This is a genomic window from Streptomyces sp. NPDC004284 (assembly GCF_042874035.1).
Classification (GTDB): domain Bacteria; phylum Actinomycetota; class Actinomycetes; order Streptomycetales; family Streptomycetaceae; genus Streptomyces.
This window is the reverse complement of sequence record NZ_JBIAMJ010000003.1, coordinates 376604-398889: the sequence shown is the minus strand read 5'-3', so window position 1 is coordinate 398889 and position 22286 is coordinate 376604. Positions and strand designations below refer to the sequence as shown.

Genomic DNA, 22286 nt, shown 5'->3' with positions numbered 1-22286 from the left:
CTGTTCAGAGCCTCCCGCGGGTGGCGGGCGGGCCCGCGAGCTGGTTGTCGTCCGGCTTCTTGGTCGGGTTCGCGGGGGCGGTCGGCGGGGCCGGCGGCTGGGTGCCGTCGGTCTTCGGCTTCGTCTCGTCGACCTTCTGCGACTCGGGGTCGTACGGCTGGATCTTCGGCGCGTCGATGGAGCCGTCGGCCTCGATCCTCGGCAGGGCCTTCTGCGGCTGCGGCAGCAGGGCCCGCTTGAGGTCCTGGCTTCCGGCGTCGTCGAGTCCGTAGAGCGCGTCGTAGATGTTGCGCACGGCGGGGCCGGAGGCGCCGGAGCCGGTACCACCCTGGGAGATCGTCATGACGATCGCGTAGTCCTTGGTGTACGTGGCGAACCAGGAGGTCGTCTGCTTGCCGTAGACCTCGGCGGTGCCCGTCTTGGCGTGCATCGGGATCTTGTCCTGCGGCCAGCCGCCGAATCGCCAGGCGGCGGTACCGCGGGTGGCGACTCCCGCGAGGGCTTCGTCTATCAAGTCGCGGGTGGCGGTGTCGAAGGGGAGCCTGCCGTGCGACTTGGGCGCGATCTCGTGCACCTTCTTGCCGTCGGGGCTGATGATCGCCTTGCCGACGGTGGGGTTCCACAGGGTGCCGCCGTTGGAGATGGCGGAGTAGATGGTGGCCATCTGGATGGGGGTGACGAGGGTGTCGCCCTGTCCGATGGAGTAGTTGACGGAGTCACCGGCGCGCATCAGGTTGCCTTCGAGGCAGTTCTCGTACGAGAGCTGCTGGACGTAGGTGCCGCCCTTCTTGCCGTACTTGCACCACCAGTCCTTGTTGTCCTCCCAGAACTTCTGCTTCCACTGGCGGTCGGGGACGCGGCCGGAGACCTCGTTGGGGAGGTCGATGCCGGTCTCGGCGCCGAGGCCGAACTGGTGGGCGGTCTTGTAGAACCAGTCGCCCGGGTTCTTCTTCGGCTTCATCCCGCCGTCCTTGATCCACTGCTGGTGGGCGAGGGCGTAGAAGACGGTGTCGCAGGAGACTTCGAGGGCGCGGCCGAGGGTGATCGGGCCGTGGTTCTGCGACTCGAAGTTCTTGAAGACCTGGTTGCCGATGGAGTACGAGCTGGTGCAGGGGTAGTGCCCGTCGAAGGCGTAGCCCGCGTTGACGGCGGCGGTGGTCGAGATGACCTTGAAGATGGAGCCCGGTGCGGCCTGGCCCTGGATGGCCCGGTTGAGCAGCGGGAAGTTGGAGTCCTTGCCGGTGAGGGCGGCGTAGTCCTTGGCGGAGATGCCGCCGACCCAGGCGTTGGGGTCGTAGTCGGGCTGCGAGGCCATGGCGACGATGCGGCCGGTCTTGGCCTCCATGACGACGACGGCGCCGGCGTCGGCCTTGTAGTTCTCGTTGGTGTTCTTGTCGAAGGTCTTGCGGGCCTCCACCATCGCGTTGTGCAGCTCCCATTCGGCGACCGCCTGGACGCGGGCGTCGATGGAGGTGACGACGTTGGAGCCGGGGACGGCGGGGTCGCTCTTGGCCTGGCCGATGACGCGGCCGAGGTTGTCGACCTCGTAGCGGGTGACGCCGGCCTTGCCGCGCAGCTCCTTGTCGTACGTGCGCTCCAGGCCGGAGCGGCCGACCTGGTCGGAGCGGAGGAACGGCGAGTCGGTGTCCTTGGCCTTCTCGATCTCGGCGTCGGTGACGGGCGAGAGGTAGCCGAGGACCTGCGAGGTGCGGGACTTGCCGGGGGCCGGGTAGCGGCGGACGGCGGTGGGTTCGGCGGTGATGCCGGGGAAGTCCTCGGCGCGCTCGCGGATCTGGAGTGCCTGCTGGGTGGTGGCCTCGTCGGTGACGGGGATCGGCTGGTAGGGCGAACCGTTCCAGCAGGGCTTGGGCGTCTTGGAGTCGCAGAGCCGGATCTTGTTGATGACCTCGTCGGGCTTCATGTCGAGGACGTCGGCGAGCCGGGTGAGGACGGCCCTGCCCCGGTCCTCCATCTTCATGAGCTCGGTGCGGGACGCGGAGACCACGAGCCGGGTCTCGTTGTCGGCGAGCGGGACGCCGCGGGCGTCGAGGAGCGAGCCGCGGACGGCGGGCTGGACGACCTGCTGGACGTGGTTGTTCTTCGCCTCGTCCGTGTACTCCTTGCCGTTGCGGATCTGGAGGTACCAGAGCCGGCCCCCCAGGGTGAGGAGCAGGGAGAAGACGAGGATCTGGATGATGACGAGCCGGATCTGGACCCGGGGGGTCCGCCCGGTCTCGGGGATGTTGGTCATGCTGCCGGTGCCCCCTCGTTCACAGTCGCTTGACTCCCTTGATGCGTCCGGCGCGTGAGGCGCGGCCGCGGGCGGCCTTCACGCGCAGGCCGCCGCGCTGGGTGCCGATCCTGAGGCCGGTGCCGGAGGCGAGCCAACCGGAGGCGACGTCGGCGCCGTTGCCGCCGCCGGCGTCGGCGAGCGGGTCGTTCTCGGCGCGGCGGGCCAGGGCCATGATGAGCGGCACGGTGAAGGGCGCGAGGAGCAGGTCGTACACGGCGGCGGTGAACAGCAGGAAGCCGAGGCCGACATGGCGGGCGGCGGTGTCGCCGACGAGGGCGCCCACGCCCGCGTAGAGCAGCGTGGAACCGACGGCCGCGGCGACGACGACGGCCATGGGGCCGGTCGCGGAGGTCAGCCGGCCGTTGTCCGGCTTCGCGAGGCCGACGAGGTAGCCGATGACGCAGAGCACGAGGGCGTAGCGGCCGGCGGCGTGGTCGGCGGGCGGGGCGAGGTCGGCGAGGAGGCCGGCGGTGAAGCCGACGAGGGAGCCGCTGACGGGCCCGTAGACGAGGGCGAGTCCGACGACGGTGAGGAGGACGAGGTCGGGGACGGCGCCGGGGAGCTGGAGGCGGGCGAGGACGGAGACCTGGACGACCAGGGCCACCACGATCAGGGTGGCGGAGAGGAGGATGCGGTTGAACTTCACGGTGTCACGCCCCCCTGGTCCTGCTGGTTCTGGTTCTGGTTCGGCTTCTGGCCCTGCTGCTGCCCGTCGGCGGCCTGCTGGCCGTCGGGTGGCGGCGGGGTGGCCGTGACGGTGACGGTCGGCGCGGGCTTGGGCTTCTGCGGGAGGACCATGTCGCGGGGGTCGGAGCTCGGGGCCTGGACGACGACGCCGACGATGTCGAGCTTGGTGAAGCCGACGTACGGGCGGACGTAGATGTTGCGGGTCAGGCCGCCGCCCGACGGGTCGACACGGACGACCTGGCCGACCGGGACGCCGGGCACGAAGGGCTTGTCGGCGCGCGAGCCGAAGGTGACGAGCCGGTCGCCCGGCTTGACCTTGGCCTTGCCGTTGAGGAGCTGGACGAGGAGGGGCTGGTCGCCCTGGCCGGTGGCGAAGCCGAGTTCGTCGCTCTTCTCCATGCGGGTGCCGACGGTGAAGTCGGGGTCGTTGGCGAGGAGGACCGTGGAGGTGGAGGGGCCGACGGTGGTGACGCGGCCGACGAGTCCGGAGCCGTTGAGCACGGTCATGTCGCGCGTGATGCCGTCGCGGGCGCCGACGTCGATGGTGACGGTCCAGGAGAAGCCCTGGGCCGCTCCTATGGCGATGACCTGGGCGCCCTTGATGCCGTACTGCCCGGCGCCGGCGGTCTTGAGCATGGCGTCGAGCTCGCGCAGCCGGTTGCGGTTGCGGTCGTCGCTGCCGAGCTTCGCCTTGAGTTCGGCGTTCTCCTTCTCCAGGGCGGCGATCCGGGTGTGCCGCTCCCCGGAGTCCCGTACCGCGCCTATGGCGTTGCCGACGGGGTCGACGGCGGCCGCCACACCGTTCTCGACGGGCCCGAAGACCGCCGCTGCGGCCTGCCGGGCACCGTCGACGGGTGACTCCTGACCGCCGCGGATGTCCACCGTGATCAGTGCGAACGCGATGGCGATCAGCAGCACCAGGAGCAGCCGGCTCTCTCGTGTGTCCCTCACGTGCGGCGGCCGTGCCTTTCCTCGTGGTTCGGTTGTTCGGCTGTGCGGGTGAAACGGTGTCGCTAGCGGCGCGGCTGGGCGTCCAGGACCTGCTGGAGGGCCTCGAACTCCTCCACGCACTTGCCGGAGCCGAGCGCCACCGAGTCCAGCGGGTCCTCGGCGATGTGGATCGGCATGCCGGTCTCGCGCCGGAGGCGCTCGTCGAGGCCGCGGAGCAGGGCGCCGCCACCCGTGAGAACGATGCCGCGGTCCATGACGTCACCGGAGAGCTCCGGCGGGCACTTGTCGAGGGTGGTCTTCACGGCGTCGACGATCGCGTTGACCGGCTCCTCGATGGCCTTGCGGACCTCGGCGGCGGAGATGACCACGGTCTTGGGCAGACCGGAGACGAGGTCGCGGCCGCGGATCTCGGTGTGCTCGTCCTTGTCGAGGTCGTACGCGGAGCCGATGGTGATCTTGATCTGCTCGGCGGTGCGCTCACCGAGGAGGAGCGAGTACTCCTTCTTGATGTGCTGGATGATCGCGCTGTCCAGCTCGTCGCCGGCGACCCGGATGGACTGTGCCGTGACGATTCCGCCGAGGGAGATGACGGCGACCTCGGTGGTGCCGCCGCCGATGTCGACGACCATGTTGCCGGTGGCCTCGTGGACGGGGAGGCCCGAGCCGATGGCCGCCGCCATGGGCTCCTCGATGATGTGCACCTGCCGGGCGCCGGCCTGGGTCGAGGCCTCGATCACGGCGCGGCGCTCCACTCCGGTGATGCCGGAGGGCACGCAGACGACGACGCGGGGGCGGGCCATCCAGCGGCGCTTGTGGATCTTGAGGATGAAGTAGCGGAGCATCCGCTCCGTGATCTCGAAGTCGGCGATCACGCCGTCCTTGAGCGGGCGCACTGCGACGATGTTGCCGGGGGTCCGGCCGATCATCTTCTTCGCCTCGGCGCCGACCGCGAGGATGCCGCCGGTGTTGGTGTTGATGGCGACGACGGACGGCTCGTTCAGAACGATGCCTCGACCCCTGACGTACACCAGCGTGTTGGCGGTCCCGAGGTCGACAGCCATGTCACGGCCGATGAACGACATGAAGTTCCCCTTGATTTCCCATGGCTGAGAGTGGTGCGGCGTGGAGTTTTCCATCGTAGTGCCGCCCGCGCGAATGGCGCGCGTTGGTCCACCTCAGTACTGGTGACGGCAGGACGCGGCGATCCGTTCCCGGGATTGGCGTTCATATGCCTGGGGGCGACCGAAATTCCTTCGGTCGCCCCACAGGGTGCTTCGTTCGGCTGACTTCGCGTCAGACGAGACCCGGGAAGAAGATCTTCAGCTCGCGGGCCGCCGACTCCTCGGAGTCCGAGGCGTGGATCAGGTTCTCGCGGACGATGGTGCCGAAGTCGCCGCGGATGGAGCCCGGCGCGGCGGCGATCGGGTCGGTCGGGCCGGCGAGCGTGCGCAGGCCCTCGATGACCCGCTCGCCCTCGACGACGAGCGCGACGACCGGACCGGACTGCATGAAGCCCATCAGCGGCTCGTAGAAGGGCTTGCCCTTGTGCTCGCCGTAGTGCTGCTCCAGTGTGTCCTGGTCCAGCGTGCGCAGCTCCAGGGCCGTGATGGTCCAGCCGGCCTTGCGCTCGATGCGGCCGATGACCTCGCCGATCAGACCACGGCGGACGGCGTCGGGCTTGAGCAGGACGAGCGATCGCTGGCTCACGGGAGGACTCCTTCGGAAAAACGGTGTGCGGGACCTCCGAGGCTACAGGGCCCGCACGTCCCTCGATTACGCAGCGTCAGGCCCTGCCGAGGCCTGCGCGGCGGCCCAGCGGGCCTTGGTCTCGTCGATCCGCCGCCCGTAGTGCACCGAGGCCCACCACAGGCCGGCGAAGACCGCGCCCAGGAAGAACATGGTGGGGACGAAGAAGCCGCTGAGGATCAGCCCGATCTGGAGGGCCCAGCCGAGCTGGACCCCGCCGGGCCGGGTGATCATCCCGCACAGCAGCACCGAGAAGACCATGGCCACGCCGCAGACCCACCACACGGTGGACATCGCGAGGCTGTCGTCCTTCATGGCGACGAGCCCGGCGAAGCCGATCACGAAGAACTCGCCGATGAGCGTGGAGGAACAGAGGACACGCATCGGTTCAGCCCCTCCGCAGCAGCAGCCGGGCGTCGCCGACCGTGAAGATCGACCCGGTCACGAGGACGCCCGCGCCGCCGTACTCGGCCTCTTCCTCCGCGAGGGTGATCGCCGCCTCGATGGCGTCGGGCAGCCGGGGCTCGACGACGACCCGGTCCTCGCCGAAGACCTCGACCGCGATCGCGGCGAGCGCGTCCACGTCGGTGGCCCGCGGGTTGGAGTTCGCGGTGATCACGACCTCCGCGAGGATCGGCTCGAAGGCCTCCAGGAGCCCCTTGGCGTCCTTGTCCCCGCTCGTGGAGACCACGCCGATGAGCCGGGAGAAGCCGAAGGCCTCGCTGATGCCCTCCGCCGTCGCCCGCGCGCCGTGCGGGTTGTGCGCGGCGTCCAGGACGACCGTCGGCGAGGAACGGACGATCTCCAGGCGGCCCGGCGAGGCCACCTGGGCGAAGGCCCGGCGGACGGTGTCGACGTCCAGGGTCCTGGCGTGCTCGGCGCCGATCCCGAAGAAGGCCTCGACCGCCGCGAGCGCCACCACGGCGTTGTGCGCCTGGTAGGCGCCGTGCAGCGGCAGGAAGACGTCCTCGTACTCGCCGCCGAGGCCGCGCAGGGTGAGGAGCTGGCCGCCGACCGCGATCTCGCGGGAGACGACGCCGAACTCCATGCCCTCGCGGGCCACGGTCGCGTCCACCTCGACGGCCTTCTTCAGCAGGACCTGGGCCGCGTCGACCGGCTGCTGGGCCAGGATCACGGTCGCGCCCTGCTTGATGATCCCGGACTTCTCCGCCGCGATCTCGGCGGTCGTCCCGCCGAGCCGGTCGGTGTGGTCGAGGTCGATGGGGGTGACGACGGCGACGGAGGCGTCGATGACGTTCGTCGCGTCCCAGGTGCCGCCCATGCCGACCTCGACGACGGCCGCGTCGACCGGGGCGTCCGCGAAGGCCGCGTACGCCATGCCGGTGAGGACCTCGAAGAAGGAGAGCCGGTACTCCTCGCGGGCGTCGACCAGCTCCACGTACGGCTTGACGTCCTGGTACGTCTCGATGAACCGCTCGGCGGAGATCGGGGCGCCGTCCAGGCTGATCCGCTCGGTGATGGTCTGCACGTGCGGCGAGGTGTACCGCCCGGTGCGCAGCTCGAAGGCGCCGAGCAGGGCCTCGATCATGCGGGCCGTCGACGTCTTGCCGTTGGTGCCGGTGATGTGGACGGAGGGGTACGCGCGCTGCGGCTCGCCGAGGACGTCCATCAGGGCCGCGATCCGGGTGACGGAGGGCTCCAGCTTGGTCTCGCCCCAGCGGGTGGACAGCTCGGTCTCGACCTCGCGCAGCGCCTTGTCGAGCTCGGGGTCCTCGGGGCGGCTGGGCACGGGGTCGCCCTGCGGCGGGCCCGCCTGGGCGCGCAGGGTGCGGCTGCCGGCCTCGATCACCGCCAGGTCGGGGTCTCGGTCGGTCTCGGCGTCGACGATCTCGTCGAACTGGTCGTCGCGCTGGTCGCTCGGCTCACTCACGCACCCAGTCTACGGAGGGGTGCCGACAGGACCATGGACCCACCCCTTTCGGGACTTTCGGTCCCCCGTCCGCGCGATCACCCCGGCAAACTTGGCGATCATGGACATAGGGATCGACCTCGGCACGGCCAACACGCTCCTCTACGCCCGGGGCCGGGGCATCGTGCTCAACGAACCGTCCGTGGTGGCGGTCCAGGAGGGCTCCCGGCAGGCGCTCGCGGTCGGCACGGAGGCGAAGGAGACGATCGGCCGCACGCCCGGTTCGATCACCGCGATCCGGCCCCTGCGGGACGGGGTGATCAGCGACTACGAGGCGGCCGAGGAGATGATCCGGCACTTCGTCCGCAAGGCCGTCCCGGGCCGGCGGCGGCCCCGCACCCGGATGGTGGTGTGCGTGCCGAGCGGGGTGACCCAGGTCGAGCGGCGGGCGATCGTGCACGCCTCCCTCTCGGCGGGGGCGCGGGCGGTCCATCTGATCGAGGAGCCGATGGCGGCGGCGATCGGCGCCGGGCTCCCCGTCTCCTCGCCGCGCGGTTCGATGGTCGTCGACATCGGCGGCGGCACGACCGAGGTCGCCGTGATCTCCCTCGGCGGGATCGTCACGGCCCAGTCGCTGCGGGTGGGCGGCGACCGGCTCGACACGGCCCTCACCGACTACGTCCGCAAGGAGCACTCGCTGCTCGTCGGCGAGCGGACGGCCGAGGACGTGAAGGTCGCGATCGGCTCGGCCTGGCCGGTGCCGGGCGGCGAGGAGTTCGAGCGGCGGACGTTCACCGTCCGGGGACGGGAGAAGGTCAGCGGGCTGCCGAGGACGGTGGAGCTGGCGGTCCCGGAGGTCCGGGCGGCGCTCGACGAGCCGGTGGAGGCGATCATCGCGGCCGTACGGGCGACGCTGGAGGAGTGCCCGCCGGAGCTGTCCGGCGACGTGATGGAGCACGGCATCGTCCTGACCGGCGGCGGCGCGCTGCTCCCGGGCCTGGACCTGCGCATGGCCTCGGCGACCGGCATCCCCGTCTTCGTCGCCGACGAGCCCCTGGACTGTGTCGCGCTGGGCTCGGGCCGGTGCGTGGAGGACTTCGACGGGCTCCAGCGGGTCCTGGGGAAGGCGGAGACGGTCCGGTAGGACCCGCTGGTCAGCGCCCCAGGCCCGTGGGGAGCAGGGCCGTCACCCGGTAGGCGCCGTCCTTCCGGCGGGCCTTCAGGGTGCCGCCCATGCTCGTGACGCGCTCCTCCATGGAGAGGAGGCCGGTGCCGGTGGAGACGGGGGCCGGGTCCGGCGGGGTCTTCGGCAGCGGGTTGCGGACCTCGATCCGCAGGTCGGGGCCCTCGACCGTGATCGCGACGGTCACCGGGAGGCCGGGCGCGTGCTTGGCGGCGTTCGTGAGGCACTCCCGGACGACCCGGTGGACGGCGGCCTGCCGGAGCGGGGACAGCGCCTTGGCCTCCTCGGCGACCGTCAGGTCGACGGGGCTGCCCATCCGCTCGCCCTCCTCCGCGAGCGCGGCGAGCCCTTCGAGGCCGGGGGTGTCGGCGTCCCGGTCGGCGCGGCGCACGATCGTCTCGTTGAGCATGAGGTGGGCCCGCCGGGCGGTGTCCGCGAGCTCCTCGAAGTCCTTCTGGTGGGCCTCTCCCCTGGCCCGTACGGCGAGGACCTCGGCCCGTACCGCGAGGACGGTGAGCTCGCGGCCGACCAGGTCGTGGACGTCCCGGCCGACGGAGATCCGCTCCTCCTGCACGGCCTGCCGGGCGGCGGCCTCGCGGCGCTGGACCTCCAGGGCCCGGACGAGGTCCTGCCGGTACGCGGCGATGCCGACGCCCGCCGCGAGGACGCCGATCGGGACGACGAGGCCGAGGAACTCGCTGAGGGTCTCGCCGTGTTTGGCGGGCCAGCCGGGCGTGAGGAAGTAGGCGTACGCGACACCGACGTACAGCAGGGTCGCGGTGATGGCGGCGCGGCGCCCCCGGAACCGGCCGATCGAATACAGCGCGAACTGGATCATGGTGAACTCGTGCAGCCAGCCCATCAGGCCGAGCGCCACGGCGTACGGCAGCCAGGGCAGCCGGCGCCGCAGCACGAGCGTGGCCGCGCCGGCCGCCAGGACCAGGGTCGCGGTGACCCCGGTGAGGGAGTTGTCGGCGCGGGCGAGCCCCGGCACGTCCAGGACCATCAGGCCGAAGGCGCTGAGTGCGGCGACGACGTCGAGGGCGCGGGGCGAGACGGCCCACCGGTCCACGCAACGGCGGAGCGCGGGGACGGTGGGGAGGCGGGACATGCCTCCCATCATCCAGGGTCTTTCGTCCCGTGCCTCTGGACTTCGGTCACAAGTCGCGTGATCTCACCCACAAACGGACAAAGCCGAAGGGGCCCGGAACCGTGCGAAACGGTTCCGGGCCCCTTCGGCGCGTATGAGGCGTCGCGTCCTAGGCCTGCGGCAGGGTCGCCAGCTGGTTCTGGATGCGGGCGATGTCCTCGTCCGCCTTGGCGAGGCGGGTGCGGATCTTGTCGACCACGTTGTCCGGGGCCTTGGCGAGGAAGGCCTCGTTGCCGAGCTTGCCCTCGGCCTGCGCCTTCTCCTTCTCGGCCGCCGCGAGGTCCTTCGCGAGGCGCTTGCGCTCGGCGGCGACGTCGATCGTGCCCGAGAGGTCGAGCGCGACGGTGGCGCCGGCGACCGGCAGGGAGGCGGTGGCGGAGAAGCCCTCGCCCTCCGGCTGGAGGCGCAGGATCTGGCGGATGGCGGCCTCGTGCGCGACGAGCGCGGTGCCGTCGAGCGTGAGGCGGGCGGGCACCTTCTGGGCGTCCTGGAGGCCCTGCTCCTTGCGGAAGCGGCGGACCTCGGTGACGACCCGCTGGACCAGCTCGATCTCCTTCTCGGCGGCCTCGTCGCGGAAGCCCGAGTCCTTCGGCCAGTCCGCGATCACCAGGGACTCGCCGCCCGTGAGGGTGGTCCACAGGGTCTCGGTGACGAACGGGACGATCGGGTGCAGCAGCCGCAGCATGACGTCCAGGACCTCGCCGAGGACGCGGCCGGAGACCTTGGCGCCCTCGCCGCCCGCGAAGAACGTGGTCTTCGACAGCTCGACGTACCAGGCGAAGACCTCGTCCCACGCGAAGTGGTAGAGCGACTCGCTCAGCTTGGCGAACTGGAAGTCCTCGTAGTACGCGTCGACCTGGGCGACCGTCTCGTTCAGACGGGACAGGATCCAGCGGTCGGTCGCCGACATCTCGGAGGCGTCCGGCAGCGGGCCGTCGATGTTCGCGCCGTTCATCATCGCGAAACGGGTCGCGTTCCAGATCTTGTTGGCGAAGTTCCGGGACGCCTGGACCCAGTCCTCGCCGATCGGCACGTCGGCGCCCGGGGTGGCGCCCTTGGCCAGGGTGAAGCGGACGGCGTCGGAGCCGTAGGCGTTCATCCAGTCCAGCGGGTCGACCGCGTTCGGGTTGGACTTCGACATCTTCTTGCCGAACTCGTCGCGGACGAGACCGGTCAGGGCGACGGTCTTGAAGGGGACCTCGCCGTCCATCGCGTACAGGCCGAACATCATCATCCGGGCGACCCAGAAGAAGATGATGTCGTGGCCGGTGAGCAGGACGTCGGTCGAGTAGAACTTCGCCAGGTCCGGGGTCTTCTCCGGCCAGCCGAGCGTGGAGAACGGCCACAGGCCGGACGAGAACCAGGTGTCCAGGACGTCGGGGTCCTGGGTCCAGCCCTCGGCCTCGGTGCCGGGCGCCTCCTCGTCGGGTCCGACGCAGACGACCTGGCCCTCGGGGCCGTACCAGATCGGGATGCGGTGGCCCCACCACAGCTGGCGCGAGATGCACCAGTCGTGCATGTTGTCGACCCAGTCGAAGTAGCGCTTGGAGAGCTCCTTCGGGTGGATCTCGACGGAGCCGTCGCGGACGGCGTCGCCGGCGGCCTGCGCCAGCGGGCCGACCTTGACCCACCACTGCATCGACAGGCGCGGCTCGACGGTCGTCTTGCAGCGCGAGCAGTGACCCACCGAGTGCATGTACGGACGCTTCTCGGCGACGATCCGGCCCTGCTCCTTGAGCGCGCCGACGATCGCCGAGCGGGCCTCGAAGCGGTCCAGGCCGAGGAAGGGGCCGTGGACGGTGATGATGCCGTGCTCGTCCATGACGGTGAGCGAGGGCAGGTCGTGGCGGCGGCCGATCTCGAAGTCGTTCGGGTCGTGCGCCGGGGTCACCTTGACGGCGCCGGTGCCGAACTCCGGGTCGACGTGCGTGTCGGCGACGACGGGGATCGTACGGTCCGTCAGCGGCAGCTTGATCTGCTTGCCGACCAGGTGCTTGTACCGCTCGTCGTCCGGGTGGACGGCGACGGCCGTGTCACCGAGCATCGTCTCGGCGCGGGTGGTGGCGACGACGAGGCTGTCCTCGCCCTCGCCGTACCGGATGGAGACGAGCTCGCCGGCGTCGTCCTGGTACTCGACCTCGATGTCGGAGATGGCCGTCAGACAGCGCGGGCACCAGTTGATGATGCGCTCGGCGCGGTAGATCAGACCGTCCTCGTAGAGGTCCTTGAAGATCTTCTGGACGGCCTTGGAGAGGCCCTCGTCCATGGTGAAGCGCTCGCGCGACCAGTCGAGACCGGCGCCGAGGCGGCGCAGCTGGCCGAGGATCCGGCCGCCGTACTCGTCCTTCCACTGCCAGACGCGCTCGACGAACTGGTCACGGCCCAGGTCGTGGCGGGACTTGCCCTCCTCGGCGAGCTGCTGCTCGACCTTGTTCTGGGTCGCGATGCCGGCGTGATCCATGCCCGGCAGCCAGAGCGTCTCGAAGCCCTGCATGCGCTTGCGGCGGGTCAGCGCGTCCATGAGCGTCACCTGGAAGGCGTGGCCCAGGTGGAGGGCGCCCGTGACGTTCGGCGGCGGGATGACGATGGTGTACGGCGGCTTCTCGGACTTCGCGTCGGCGGTGAAGTACCCCCGGTCTACCCAGCGCTCGTACAGCGGCCCCTCTACCTCGGCCGGCGCGTAGGTGGTCGGCAGTTCGGTGGTGGGCGCTGTCTGCTGCTGAGTGTTCTCGGTCACGGGGCCAGTTTAGGGGTGTCCCACCACTGTCCCGAAACGCTTTGGTTCGGTAACGGTGTGGCCCCCGCCGCACCTGCGGCTCCTCGGTTCCGACAGGATGTTCACCAGGCATAAACATCCTGTGAGGGGAACCTGTCGATGAGCTACAACCAGCCGGGCCCGTACGGCGGCCAGCAGCCTGGCCCTTACGGCCAGCCGGGACCCTACGGCCAGCAGCCGCAGCAGCCGGGCCCGTACGGTCAGCAGCCCGGCCCCTACGGCCAGCCGCAGGCTCCGCAGCCGGGTTACGGATACCCCCAGCAGGCCCCGCAGGGCGTCCCCCCGCAGCAGCCCCCCTACGGCTACCCGCAGCAGCCCGCCCCCTACGGCCAGCAGCCCCCGTACGGCGCCCCCCAGGGCCCCGGCGGCTACATGCCCCACCCGCCCGCCCCGAAGAAGTCCAAGGCGGGCTGGGTCATCGGCGGCATCGCGGTCGTCGCGGCGATCGGCGTGGCGGCGTACTTCGTGATCGGGGGCGGTGGCGGGAACGGCGCCGTCGCCGACGACACCAAGGGGTACAAGATCACCCCTGCCGCCACGGTCGGCGAGTACAAGAAGGAGGGCGCCGACAAGAGCAGCGGCACCCTGACCCCCAAGCAGCAGGCCAGCGCCGCCGCCATGGGGATCAAGAACGCCAAGGCGGTCCAGGCCTCCTACAAGGCCGGCGGCACCGACCCGCTCAAGGGCAAGAACATGGGCCTGAACGGCATGTGGGGCGAGATCGCCGACCCGGAGAAGGCGCTCGACACCGCGTTCGCGAACTACCAGAAGGACCAGACCGGCCAGTCCGAGGACATCAAGGTGACCCCGGTCGGCAGCCCGGAGAGCAAGACCCCGGCCGGCTTCGAGGGCGCGCTGATGAAGTGCCAGAACATCAGCCTCGAAAGCACCAAGACGGAGACGACCCCGGGCCCGAAGTCGTTCACGGTGCCGACGTGCATCTGGGCCGACTACAGCACCCTCGGCGTCGTCAACGCCATGGACCTGGCCGCGATGACCGGCGCCGGCCAGCCCCTCTCCCTGGACCAGGTCGCCGACCTGGCGGCCCAGCAGTACAAGGCCTCCCGCAGCAAGGCCTGATCAGCGGCCCGGACATGAAAGGGGCGCCCCGCCGGTCGGCGGGGCGCCCCTTTCATGTCCGGGCGGTTCAGGCGGACTTCTCGTGCCTGCCGTCGTTCTTCACGATCCGCGGGACCAGCGTCGGGTTGACGTTGTCGCGGACGACGTCGGCCGTGATGACCACGCGGGCCACGTCCTTGCGGGACGGGACCTCGTACATGACCGACTGGAGGACCTCCTCCATGATGGCGCGCAGGCCGCGCGCGCCGGTGCCGCGGAGGATCGCCTGGTCGGCGATGGCCTCCAGGGCCGGGCGGTCGAAGTCCAGCTCCACACCGTCGAGTTCGAAGAGGCGCTGGTACTGCTTCACCAGCGCGTTGCGCGGCTCGACCAGGATCTGGAGGAGCGCCTCGCGGTCCAGGTTGTGGACGGAGGTGAGGACGGGGAGACGGCCGATGAACTCGGGGATCATCCCGAACTTCACCAGGTCCTCCGGCATGACCTCCTGGAACTGGTCGCTCGCCTCGATCTCGCGCTTGGAGCGGATGGTCGCCCCGAAGCCGATGCCCTTGGCGCCCGCCCGCGACTCGATGATCTTCTCCAGGCCGGCGAAGGCGCCGCCCACGATGAAGAGCACGTTCGTCGTGTCGATCTGGATGAACTCCTGGTGCGGGTGCTTCCGGCCGCCCTGCGGCGGGACGGAGGCCGTCGTGCCCTCCAGGATCTTCAGGAGGGCCTGCTGCACGCCCTCACCGCTCACGTCACGCGTGATCGACGGGTTTTCGCTCTTGCGGGCGACCTTGTCGATCTCGTCGATGTAGATGATCCCGGTCTCGGCCTTCTTGACGTCGTAGTCGGCCGCCTGGATCAGCTTGAGCAGGATGTTCTCGACGTCCTCGCCGACATAGCCGGCCTCCGTCAGCGCCGTCGCGTCGGCGATGGCGAACGGGACGTTGAGCATGCGGGCCAGGGTCTGCGCGAGCAGCGTCTTGCCCGAGCCCGTGGGGCCGAGCAGCAGAATGTTGGACTTCGCCAGTTCGATGGCGTCGTCACGGCCCTGCGCGCCGCCGTTCTCGCCGGCCTGGACGCGCTTGTAGTGGTTGTACACCGCGACCGAGAGGGCCTTCTTCGCCGGCTCCTGGCCGACGACATAGCCCTCGAGGAACTCGTAGATCTCGCGGGGCTTGGGGAGTTCCTCCCAGCGCACCTCGCTCGTCTCCGCGAGTTCTTCCTCGATGATCTCGTTGCAGAGGTCGATGCACTCGTCGCAGATGTACACACCGGGTCCCGCGATGAGCTTCTTCACCTGCTTCTGGCTCTTTCCGCAGAACGAGCACTTGAGCAGATCGCCGCCATCACCGATGCGTGCCACGAGGTGCTTCCCCTTCGCCTGGGAGCGCTTGGTTCAGCGACTCCTGGTGCCTCATATTCGACGGTACCTTGCCGGGCCCCTCGTTCGGGCCCCCCTTGGCGTGGTTGGCATGGTCGCAATTCGGCCACGCCAACCACGGCGAGGGAAGGTCGGGCGTCAGCGCTCGGCGGAGGCCGTGCTCTTGCGGGTCGAGACGATCTGGTCGATCAGGCCGTACGCCAGGGCGTCCTCGGCCGTCAGGATCTTGTCGCGCTCGATGTCGTCGCGGATCTTCTCGATCGGCGTCGAGGAGTGCTTGGCCAGCATCTCCTCCAGCTGGCTGCGCATGCGCAGGATCTCGTTGGCCGCGATCTCCAGGTCGGAGAGCTGCTCACGGCCGGTGCCGCCGGAGGGCTGGTGGATCAGCACGCGGGCGTTCGGCAGGGCCATCCGCTTGCCGGGGGTGCCGGCGGCGAGCAGCACGGCCGCGGCGGAGGCCGCCTGACCCATGCAGACCGTCTGGATGTCCGGCTTCACGAACTGCATCGTGTCGTAGATCGCCGTGAGGGCGGTGAAGGAGCCGCCCGGGCTGTTGATGTAGATCGAGATGTCGCGGTCCGGGTCCATCGACTCCAGGCACAGCAGCTGCGCCATGACGTCGTTGGCGGAGGCGTCGTCGATCTGCACGCCGAGGAAGATCACGCGCTCCTCGAAGAGCTTCGCGTACGGGTCGTACTCGCGCACGCCCTGCGAGGTGCGCTCGACGAAGCGCGGCACGACGTAGCGGTTGTCCATCGGCGCGCCGGTGTAGAGGCCGCTCGGGGAGAGGTGGTTCTGCATCTGGGTGTTCACCGTCCTGGTGGCGTTCAGAGGGGGCTGGGGGCTCTTCGGCGGGCTGCCGGCGCTCAGGCGCCCGTGCCGCCGCCGCCCGGAACACCCGCGGCGTGCGTGATGATGTCGTCGATGAGGCCGTACTCCTTGGCCTCGTCCGCGGTGAACCAGCGGTCGCGGTCGCCGTCGCGGATGATCGCCTCGACGGTCTGGCCGGAGTGGTGCGCGGTGATCTCGGCCATGCGCTTCTTGGTGCGCAGGAGGTACTCGGCCTGGATCTTGATGTCGGAGGCGGTGCCGCCGATGCCGGCGGAGCCCTGGTGCATCAGGATGTCGGTGTTCGGCAGCGCGAAGCGCTTGCCGGGGGTGCCGGCGGTGAGCAGGAACTGACCCATGGAGGCCGCCATGCCCATACCGATGGTGACGACGTCGTTCGGGATGAACTGCATGGTGTCGTAGACCGCCATGCCGGCCGTCACCGAGCCGCCGGGGCTGTTGATGTACAGGAAGATGTCCTTCTCCGGCTCGGCGGCCAGGAGGAGCATCTGCGCGGTGATCTTGTTGGCGATCTCGTCGTCGACCTGCTGGCCGAGGAAGATGATCCGCTCGCCGAGCAGCCGGTTGTAGACATGGTCGCCGAGGCCGCCACCGATGGACGGCTCACCCGCGGCGTAAGGCTTCAGATTCGTCACGTATCCACCTGCTCGTCTCCGACGGCCCCGGGCCGTCTCAGCGTCTTGTTCTGAGGGCAGTGCCCTCGTATTCATGGACCCTAACGCGCAGGTCGGACAACGCCATCCCGGTTCCCGAACTGTTCGCTGGGAGCGCAAGGTAGTTGGGGGCGTGTAAGAGGGTCCGCGTACGTCCACGGGCCCGTACGCACAGCAGTGCGTACGGGCCCGTGGAGCAGGGTCCGCCGGGGGCGGGGGCCCTTACTTGTCCTCGGAGACCTCGGCCTCGCCGGTGACGGCCTCGACGGCCTCGGCGGCGGTCTCGACCTCGTCCTCGTCGTCCGAGAGGTCGACGATCTCACCGTTGGTGTCCTTGACCGTGGCGGCCTCGACGACGACCGCGAGGGCCTTGCCGCGGGCGACCTCGCCGACGAGCATCGGGACCTGGCCCTGCTGGGCCACGGCCTGGGCGAACTGGTCGGGGCTCATGCCGGAGGAGGCGGCACGGCGGAACAGGTGCTCGGTGAGCTCCTCGCGGGAGACGTCGAGCTTCTCCTTGTTGACGAGCTCATCGAGGATGAACTGCGTCTTGATGCCCTTCTCGGCCTGCTCCTTGGTCTCGGCCAGGAACTCCTCCTCGGTCTTGCCCTGGATCTCCAGGTACTTCGCGAGGTCGAGGCCCATCTGGCCGAGCTGGTGGTGCTCCAGGTTGTGCTTGCGGGTGTTGATCTCGTCCTCGAGAAGCTTCTCGGGCATCGGGACCTCGACCAGCTTGAGGAGCTCGTCGAGGACGCGCTCCTGGGCCTGGGTGGCCTGGTCGAACTGCTTCATGTTCTCGAGGCGCTTGCGGCTGTCGGCCTTGAGCTCGTCGAGGGTGTCGAACTCGGACGCCAGCTGCGCGAACTCGTCGTCCAGCTCGGGGAGCTCACGGGCGGCGACGGCGGTCACCTTGACGGTGATCTCCGCGTCCTTGCCCTCGGCGGAGCCGCCCTTCAGCTGCGAGGTGAAGGTGGCCTCGCCACCGGCCTCCAGGCCCTTGACGGCCTCGTCGATGCCGTCGAGCAGCTCGCCGGAGCCGATGGTGTACGAGACGTCGCTGGCGACGCCGTCGGCCAGCACCTCGCCGTCGACCTTGGCCTCGAGGTCGATGGTGACGACGTCGCCCTCGGCGGCGGCGCGCTCGACGGCCTTCGTCGAGGCGAAGCGCTCGCGGAGCTGCTCCACGGACTTCTCGACGTCCTCGTCGGTGACCTCGACCGCGTCGACGGTGACCTCGATGCCGGAGTAGTCCGGGATCTCGATCGTCGGGCGGACGTCGACCTCGGCGGTGAAGGCCAGCAGCTCGCCGTCCTTCAGCTCGGTGATGTCGACCTCGGGCTGGCCGAGCGGGTTGACCTCGGCCTCGTTGACGGCCTCGGTGTAGAACTTCGGGAGCGCGTCGTTGACGGCCTCCTCCAGCACGGCGCCGCGGCCGAACCGCTGGTCGATCACGCGAGCCGGGATCTTGCCCTTACGGAAGCCCTTGACCGTGACCTGCTGGTTGATCTTCTTGTACGCCGCGTCGAGGCTGTCCTTGAGCTCCTCGAAGGGCACCTCGACAGTGAGCCGAACCCGGGTCGGGTTCAGGGTCTCCACGGCGCTCTTCACGGTTCGGTCTCCTTGTGGCTGATTCCTGGAATCCGCCGGGGCCGCGTGTGGCGGTTCCGGCGGGTCGGCCCGGTCAGAAAGACACACGGGCACGCAGCTTGCATAGTAACCGCAAGCGGGATGACGCCCACAACGTGATCAATGAGCGCGCGCTCCGCGCGTGATCGTCATGGTCGGGGTGGCGGGATTTGAACCCACGGCCTTCCGCTCCCAAAGCGGACGCGCTACCAAGCTGCGCCACACCCCGTCGGTGCGACACGTAGGGTACATGGACGGAGACTGTGCGGCGCCCCCCGATTTTCAGGGTGTGCGCGAAGGGCCACTGACCGGCTACCATGCTCCTCGTGCCGCGGTCCTCGTGACCTGCGGCGCGATGCTGTGCGGGTGTAGCTCAATGGTAGAGCACTAGTCTTCCAAACTAGCTACGCGGGTTCGATTCCCGTCACCCGCTCCATACGGCTCAGGGCCGGTCCGGAGATTCTCCGGACCGGCCCTGACGCCGTTTCCGGGCGGCACGAGATGCCGGGTGCCGGGGGCGCGGGCAGACTTGATCTCCCCGTCCCGGTCTCCCCCGTCACCCCGGAGGCAGTCATGAAGGATTTCAAGTTCGAGCGGAAGCGCTCCATGTCCCGCACCGAAGCGGCCGATCAGTTGACGGCCCTCGCCGCCGCGCTGAGGAAGGGCGGGGAGGCGGAGCTCGCGTTCGGGTCGGGGACGGTGGACCTGCGCATCCCGGAGGAGCTGCGCTGCGAGGTGGAACTGGAGCTGGAGGACGGGGAGATCGAGCTCGAGATCGAGTTCACCTGGCCCGTCGGCGGCCGGAAGGGCGCGCCGGCCGAGGCCGCGCCCGCGAAGCCGGCGGCCAAGAAGCCCGCGCCCGGGAAACCGGCTGCCGCCGCCCCGCCGTCCGCGAAGAAGCCGGCCGAGAAGAAGTCGACCGAGAAGAAGCCGGCGGCCGAGAAGCCTGTCGCGAAGAAGCCCGTCGCGAAGAAGCCGGCGGCCGAGAAGTCGCCCGCCAAGAAGCCGGTGGCGAAGAAGCCGGCCGCCAAGAAGCCGGCCCCGAAGTCACCCGCCACGAAGCCGGTCGCCAAGAAGTCGGCCTCGTCGGCCGGTGGTGGCGGCAAGAAGAGCGCCAAGAAGAAGGCCTAGAGGGGGAGCGCGGCTGAGCCGCGTCCCGCCCCGACATGGCCCCGGCCCCGGCCCGTCCCCCGGCCCCGGCCCCGCCCGGCCCCGTCAGAACTTGATGGAGGCGATCGTCTGCGTTATCGAGTCCAGGAAGCGCTGGATGTCGTCGGCCATGCCGGTGGAGGCGAGGAAGAAGCCGAAGAGGACCGCGACCACGGCCGGGCCGCCCTTGAGGTTTCCCCCTCGGATCAGCACTACCAGGATGATTGCCAACAGCAACACCACAGACAGTGAAATGGCCACAACTGATCACACCCTTGGTCGGTCCGCCTTGCCCACCAGGGAGTTCCCGTCTCGGAACGCCCCCCGCTGTCTCCATCGTGCCACCAACCCCCCTGCCCTCGCTGCCGGGTGACGAATCGTCGTGGAGAAGATCACGTCGTACGGGGGCGGCAGGGGGGTCAGGCGGGGCGGGAGAGCAGCAGCAGGGCCCGGTCGTCGTTGACGTCCTTGGCGACGGCTTCGATCAGGTGCCAGGCGACGCCCTCGAAGCCTTCGGCGACGCAGCGGTCGGCCTCGCCGGTGAGGCGGTCGATGCCCTCGGCGATGTCCCGGTCGGCGGCCTCGACCAGGCCGTCGGTGAAGAGCATGAGGACGTCGCCGGGGCGCAGCGAGCCCTTGACCGGGTGGAACTCGGCCCCGTCGTAGACGCCGAGGAGGGGGCCGTCGGCGGCCTTCTCCTCCCAGCGCCCGCTGCCCGCGTGGAGCTGGAGGGCGGGCAGGTGGCCGGCCGAGAACAGCTCGTAGTCGCCGGACTCCAGGTCGAGGACGAGGTGGATGGAGGTGGCGAAGCCCTCGTCCCAGTTCTGGCGGAGGAGGTAGCCGTTGGCCGCGGGGAGGAAGCCGTGCGGCGGGAGCGAGCCGAGGAGTCCGCCGAAGGCGCCGGAGAGCAGCAGGGAGCGGGAGGCCGCGTCCATGCCCTTGCCGGAGACGTCGGTGAGGACGACCTCCAGGGTGCGTCCGCCGTGGGTGCGGGCGGCGACGACGAAGTCGCCCGAGAAGGACTGGCCGCCGGCCGGGCGCAGCGCCATCTCGCGGTGCCAGCCCCGGGGGAGCCGGGGCAGGGCGCTCTGGACGCGGATGCGTTCGCGCAGGTCGAAGAGCATGGTGCCGCCGCGCCGCCAGGGCACGCCGACCCGGGCCCGGAACTGGGCGATGAGCAGCCCGAAGAGTCCGCAGGCGGCGACGACCAGGACGGTGCCGGGGGTGACCCTGGCCGGTCCCTGGGTGTACGGGCCGAGGACGACGGACTCGACGATGAGGGCGCCCGCGGCCGCCGCGTACAGGGCGAGCAGGCTGGCGGGGCGCAGCAGCAGCCCGCCGGCCACGATGGGCAGGACGATCGCGACGGGTGCGCACCAGAGGGGGTTGAAGAGGGTTCCGCACGCGATGGCCGGGATCATCAGGAGGAGTCCGGCGAAGGCGAGCCAGTCCGCGCCGTCGCCGCGGAAGTAGTCGACGGCGGATCTGCGCAGCGCGATGCGGGCCCGGCGCACGCGCCTGCGTGTCCGGGCCGCGTACGTGTTCACTCCGGCGCGCTGTCCCATTGGCCTGGACCCTATCCATCCCGTCGGACATCGTGCAGGGGGTACCCCGGTGACAATGTGCCTGAAATCGGGTCGCCCCGGGCGCGCGCCGCTGATATCGATGGCATATGACGACTGAACTGCGGGTTCTCGACCCGTCGGAGTGGGATCGCTGGTTCGGGGTGCTGGAACTCGCGTTCGGGGGTGTGCAGGAGTCGCCGGAGGAGCGGCGGCTGTGGCACGACCTGACCGAGTGCGACCGTTCCCTGGGTGCCTGGGAGGGCGACCTGTGCGTCGGTACGGCGGGGTCGTTCTCGTTCGGGCTGACGGTGCCGGGCGGGGCGTCGGTCCCGGCGGGCGGGGTGACGATGGTGAGCGTGGCCGGGACGCATCGGCGGCGCGGGATCCTGACCTCGATGATGCGGCGGCAGCTGGACGACCTGCGGGCCGCGGGCGAGTGCCTGGCCGTACTCACGGCCTCGGAGCCGGGGATCTACGGGCGGTTCGGCTACGGCGTCGGCGCGTACTCGGTGCACGCGAAGATCGACACGAACCGCGTGCGGCTCGCGGTCCCGGAGGGCACGGACGGGGTCTCCCTGCGCCTGGCCGGTCCGGCGGAGTCCTCGGCGGTGTGCGAGGCGCTGTACGAGAAGCTCGTGCCGGGGCGGCCCGGGATGCTCACGCGCCGGCCCGGGTGGGAGCGGCTGCCGCTGCTCGACCCGCCGGGCGACCGGGAGGGCGCGTCGCCTCGGCAGTGCGTGCTCGCGGAGCGGGACGGGGAGGTCGTGGGCTTCGCGCACTACGCGATCAAGCCGGGCTGGTCCTTCGCGGGGGCTGAAGGTTCCGTGGACGTGCACCAGTTGATGGGGCTCGACCCGCTGGCCGAGGCGGCGCTGTGGCGGTTCCTCTGCTCGGTGGACCTGACCTCGTCGGTACGGATCCGCAGCCGGCCCGTGGACGACGGCTGGCAGCACCTGGTGAGCGACGTGCGGCGGTGCGAGCCGACGGTGCGGGACGGGCTGCACGTGCGCCTCGTGGAGGTGGGCGCGGCGCTGGAGGCGCGGACGTACCAGGCGCCGGTGGACGTGGTGTTCGAGGTCTCGGACGCGTTCTGTCCCTGGAACGAGGGGCGGTGGCGGTTGACCGGGGACGCGAAGGGGGCGGTGTGCGTGCGGACCTCCGACCCCGCGGATCTCGCGCTGTCCGCGCGGGAGTTGGGGGCCGCGTACCTGGGCGGGACCTCGTTGGTGTCGTTGGCCTCGGCCGGGTGGGTGCGGGAGCTGCGGGAAGGGGCGCTGGTGGAGGCGTCGGTCGCCTTCGGGTCACCTGTCGCGCCCTGGCTGCCGCACGGGTTCTGACG

The 22286-nt window shown here is 70.3% G+C and carries 19 protein-coding genes and 2 tRNA genes; 5 read left to right on the top strand and 16 right to left on the bottom strand.

What is annotated here, in order from left to right; all coding sequences use genetic code 11:
- Window positions 1–4: 4 nt before the first annotated feature.
- From mrdA to ACFYUS_RS11365, 7 genes are all read right to left on the bottom strand, one after another.
- A complete protein-coding gene (gene mrdA / locus ACFYUS_RS11395) occupies window positions 5–2251 on the bottom strand; it encodes a penicillin-binding protein 2 (RefSeq protein ID WP_388848671.1) in 2247 nt (748 codons plus the stop codon).
- A gap of 19 nt (window positions 2252–2270) precedes the next feature.
- The gene (gene mreD, locus ACFYUS_RS11390) at window positions 2271–2939 is read right to left on the bottom strand and encodes a rod shape-determining protein MreD (protein WP_388848668.1); all 669 of its coding nucleotides are present in this window, start codon (window positions 2937–2939) and stop codon (window positions 2271–2273) included.
- The gene (gene mreC, locus ACFYUS_RS11385) at window positions 2936–3931 is read right to left on the bottom strand and encodes a rod shape-determining protein MreC (protein WP_388848665.1); all 996 of its coding nucleotides are present in this window, start codon (window positions 3929–3931) and stop codon (window positions 2936–2938) included. Before mreC ends, mreD begins: the two co-directional genes overlap by 4 nt.
- A gap of 62 nt (window positions 3932–3993) precedes the next feature.
- The gene (locus ACFYUS_RS11380) at window positions 3994–5013 is read right to left on the bottom strand and encodes a rod shape-determining protein (RefSeq protein ID WP_116161013.1); all 1020 of its coding nucleotides are present in this window, start codon (window positions 5011–5013) and stop codon (window positions 3994–3996) included.
- 211 nt (window positions 5014–5224) lie between these two features.
- A complete protein-coding gene (gene ndk, locus ACFYUS_RS11375; protein WP_388848661.1) occupies window positions 5225–5638 on the bottom strand; it encodes a nucleoside-diphosphate kinase in 414 nt (137 codons plus the stop codon).
- Between the two features lie 66 nt (window positions 5639–5704).
- Complete coding sequence (locus ACFYUS_RS11370) at window positions 5705–6061, bottom strand: DUF4233 domain-containing protein (RefSeq protein ID WP_388848659.1); 357 nt, start codon at window positions 6059–6061, stop codon at window positions 5705–5707.
- Between the two features lie 4 nt (window positions 6062–6065).
- Window positions 6066–7568 (bottom strand): bifunctional folylpolyglutamate synthase/dihydrofolate synthase, encoded by a 1503-nt coding sequence (locus ACFYUS_RS11365; protein WP_388848656.1) that lies wholly within the window; start codon window positions 7566–7568, stop codon window positions 6066–6068.
- Window positions 7569–7668: 100 nt separating this feature from the next.
- Between ACFYUS_RS11365 and ACFYUS_RS11360 the strand changes: the two genes are divergently transcribed.
- Window positions 7669–8691: a rod shape-determining protein gene (locus ACFYUS_RS11360; protein WP_388848653.1), complete on the top strand. Its 1023-nt coding sequence runs from the start codon at window positions 7669–7671 to the stop codon at window positions 8689–8691.
- Window positions 8692–8701: 10 nt separating this feature from the next.
- Here ACFYUS_RS11360 and ACFYUS_RS11355 read toward each other — a convergent pair whose 3' ends face one another.
- Both ACFYUS_RS11355 and ACFYUS_RS11350 read right to left on the bottom strand, forming a co-directional pair.
- The gene (locus ACFYUS_RS11355; RefSeq protein WP_388848650.1) at window positions 8702–9841 is read right to left on the bottom strand and encodes a sensor histidine kinase; all 1140 of its coding nucleotides are present in this window, start codon (window positions 9839–9841) and stop codon (window positions 8702–8704) included.
- Between the two features lie 148 nt (window positions 9842–9989).
- Window positions 9990–12617, bottom strand: a complete 2628-nt coding sequence (locus ACFYUS_RS11350) for a valine--tRNA ligase (protein WP_388848647.1) — start codon at window positions 12615–12617, stop codon at window positions 9990–9992.
- Between the two features lie 138 nt (window positions 12618–12755).
- Here ACFYUS_RS11350 and ACFYUS_RS11345 point away from each other — a divergent pair, with 138 nt between their 5' ends.
- Window positions 12756–13736, top strand: a complete 981-nt coding sequence (locus ACFYUS_RS11345; RefSeq protein ID WP_388848644.1) for a hypothetical protein — start codon at window positions 12756–12758, stop codon at window positions 13734–13736.
- 67 nt (window positions 13737–13803) lie between these two features.
- On the opposite strand, the gene clpX is transcribed toward ACFYUS_RS11345, so the two are convergent.
- From clpX to ACFYUS_RS11320, 5 genes are all read right to left on the bottom strand, one after another.
- On the bottom strand, window positions 13804–15087 hold the full coding sequence (clpX, locus tag ACFYUS_RS11340) for an ATP-dependent Clp protease ATP-binding subunit ClpX (protein WP_030210686.1): 1284 nt from the start codon (window positions 15085–15087) through the stop codon (window positions 13804–13806).
- A gap of 156 nt (window positions 15088–15243) precedes the next feature.
- The gene (locus ACFYUS_RS11335; RefSeq protein ID WP_376594046.1) at window positions 15244–15906 is read right to left on the bottom strand and encodes an ATP-dependent Clp protease proteolytic subunit; all 663 of its coding nucleotides are present in this window, start codon (window positions 15904–15906) and stop codon (window positions 15244–15246) included.
- A 65-nt stretch (window positions 15907–15971) separates the two neighbouring features.
- The gene (locus ACFYUS_RS11330; RefSeq protein ID WP_086823894.1) at window positions 15972–16589 is read right to left on the bottom strand and encodes an ATP-dependent Clp protease proteolytic subunit; all 618 of its coding nucleotides are present in this window, start codon (window positions 16587–16589) and stop codon (window positions 15972–15974) included.
- A 240-nt stretch (window positions 16590–16829) separates the two neighbouring features.
- Window positions 16830–18215, bottom strand: a complete 1386-nt coding sequence (gene tig / locus ACFYUS_RS11325) for a trigger factor (RefSeq protein ID WP_388848640.1) — start codon at window positions 18213–18215, stop codon at window positions 16830–16832.
- A 170-nt stretch (window positions 18216–18385) separates the two neighbouring features.
- Window positions 18386–18462 (bottom strand) — tRNA-Pro (locus ACFYUS_RS11320).
- A 133-nt stretch (window positions 18463–18595) separates the two neighbouring features.
- Here ACFYUS_RS11320 and ACFYUS_RS11315 point away from each other — a divergent pair.
- A tRNA-Gly gene (locus ACFYUS_RS11315) sits at window positions 18596–18669 on the top strand.
- A 137-nt stretch (window positions 18670–18806) separates the two neighbouring features.
- On the top strand, window positions 18807–19364 hold the full coding sequence (locus tag ACFYUS_RS11310; protein WP_388848637.1) for an amphi-Trp domain-containing protein: 558 nt from the start codon (window positions 18807–18809) through the stop codon (window positions 19362–19364).
- Window positions 19365–19448: 84 nt separating this feature from the next.
- On the opposite strand, the gene ACFYUS_RS11305 is transcribed toward ACFYUS_RS11310, so the two are convergent.
- Complete coding sequence (locus ACFYUS_RS11305; protein ID WP_116165539.1) at window positions 19449–19643, bottom strand: hypothetical protein; 195 nt, start codon at window positions 19641–19643, stop codon at window positions 19449–19451.
- A 158-nt stretch (window positions 19644–19801) separates the two neighbouring features.
- Window positions 19802–20947, bottom strand: coding sequence for a PP2C family protein-serine/threonine phosphatase (locus ACFYUS_RS11300; RefSeq protein ID WP_388848634.1), 1146 nt, complete (start codon window positions 20945–20947; stop codon window positions 19802–19804).
- Window positions 20948–21054: 107 nt separating this feature from the next.
- On the opposite strand from ACFYUS_RS11300, the gene ACFYUS_RS11295 reads away from it, so the two are divergent.
- The gene (locus ACFYUS_RS11295) at window positions 21055–22284 is read left to right on the top strand and encodes a GNAT family N-acetyltransferase (protein WP_388848631.1); all 1230 of its coding nucleotides are present in this window, start codon (window positions 21055–21057) and stop codon (window positions 22282–22284) included.
- The last annotated feature ends 2 nt before the right edge of the window (window positions 22285–22286 follow it).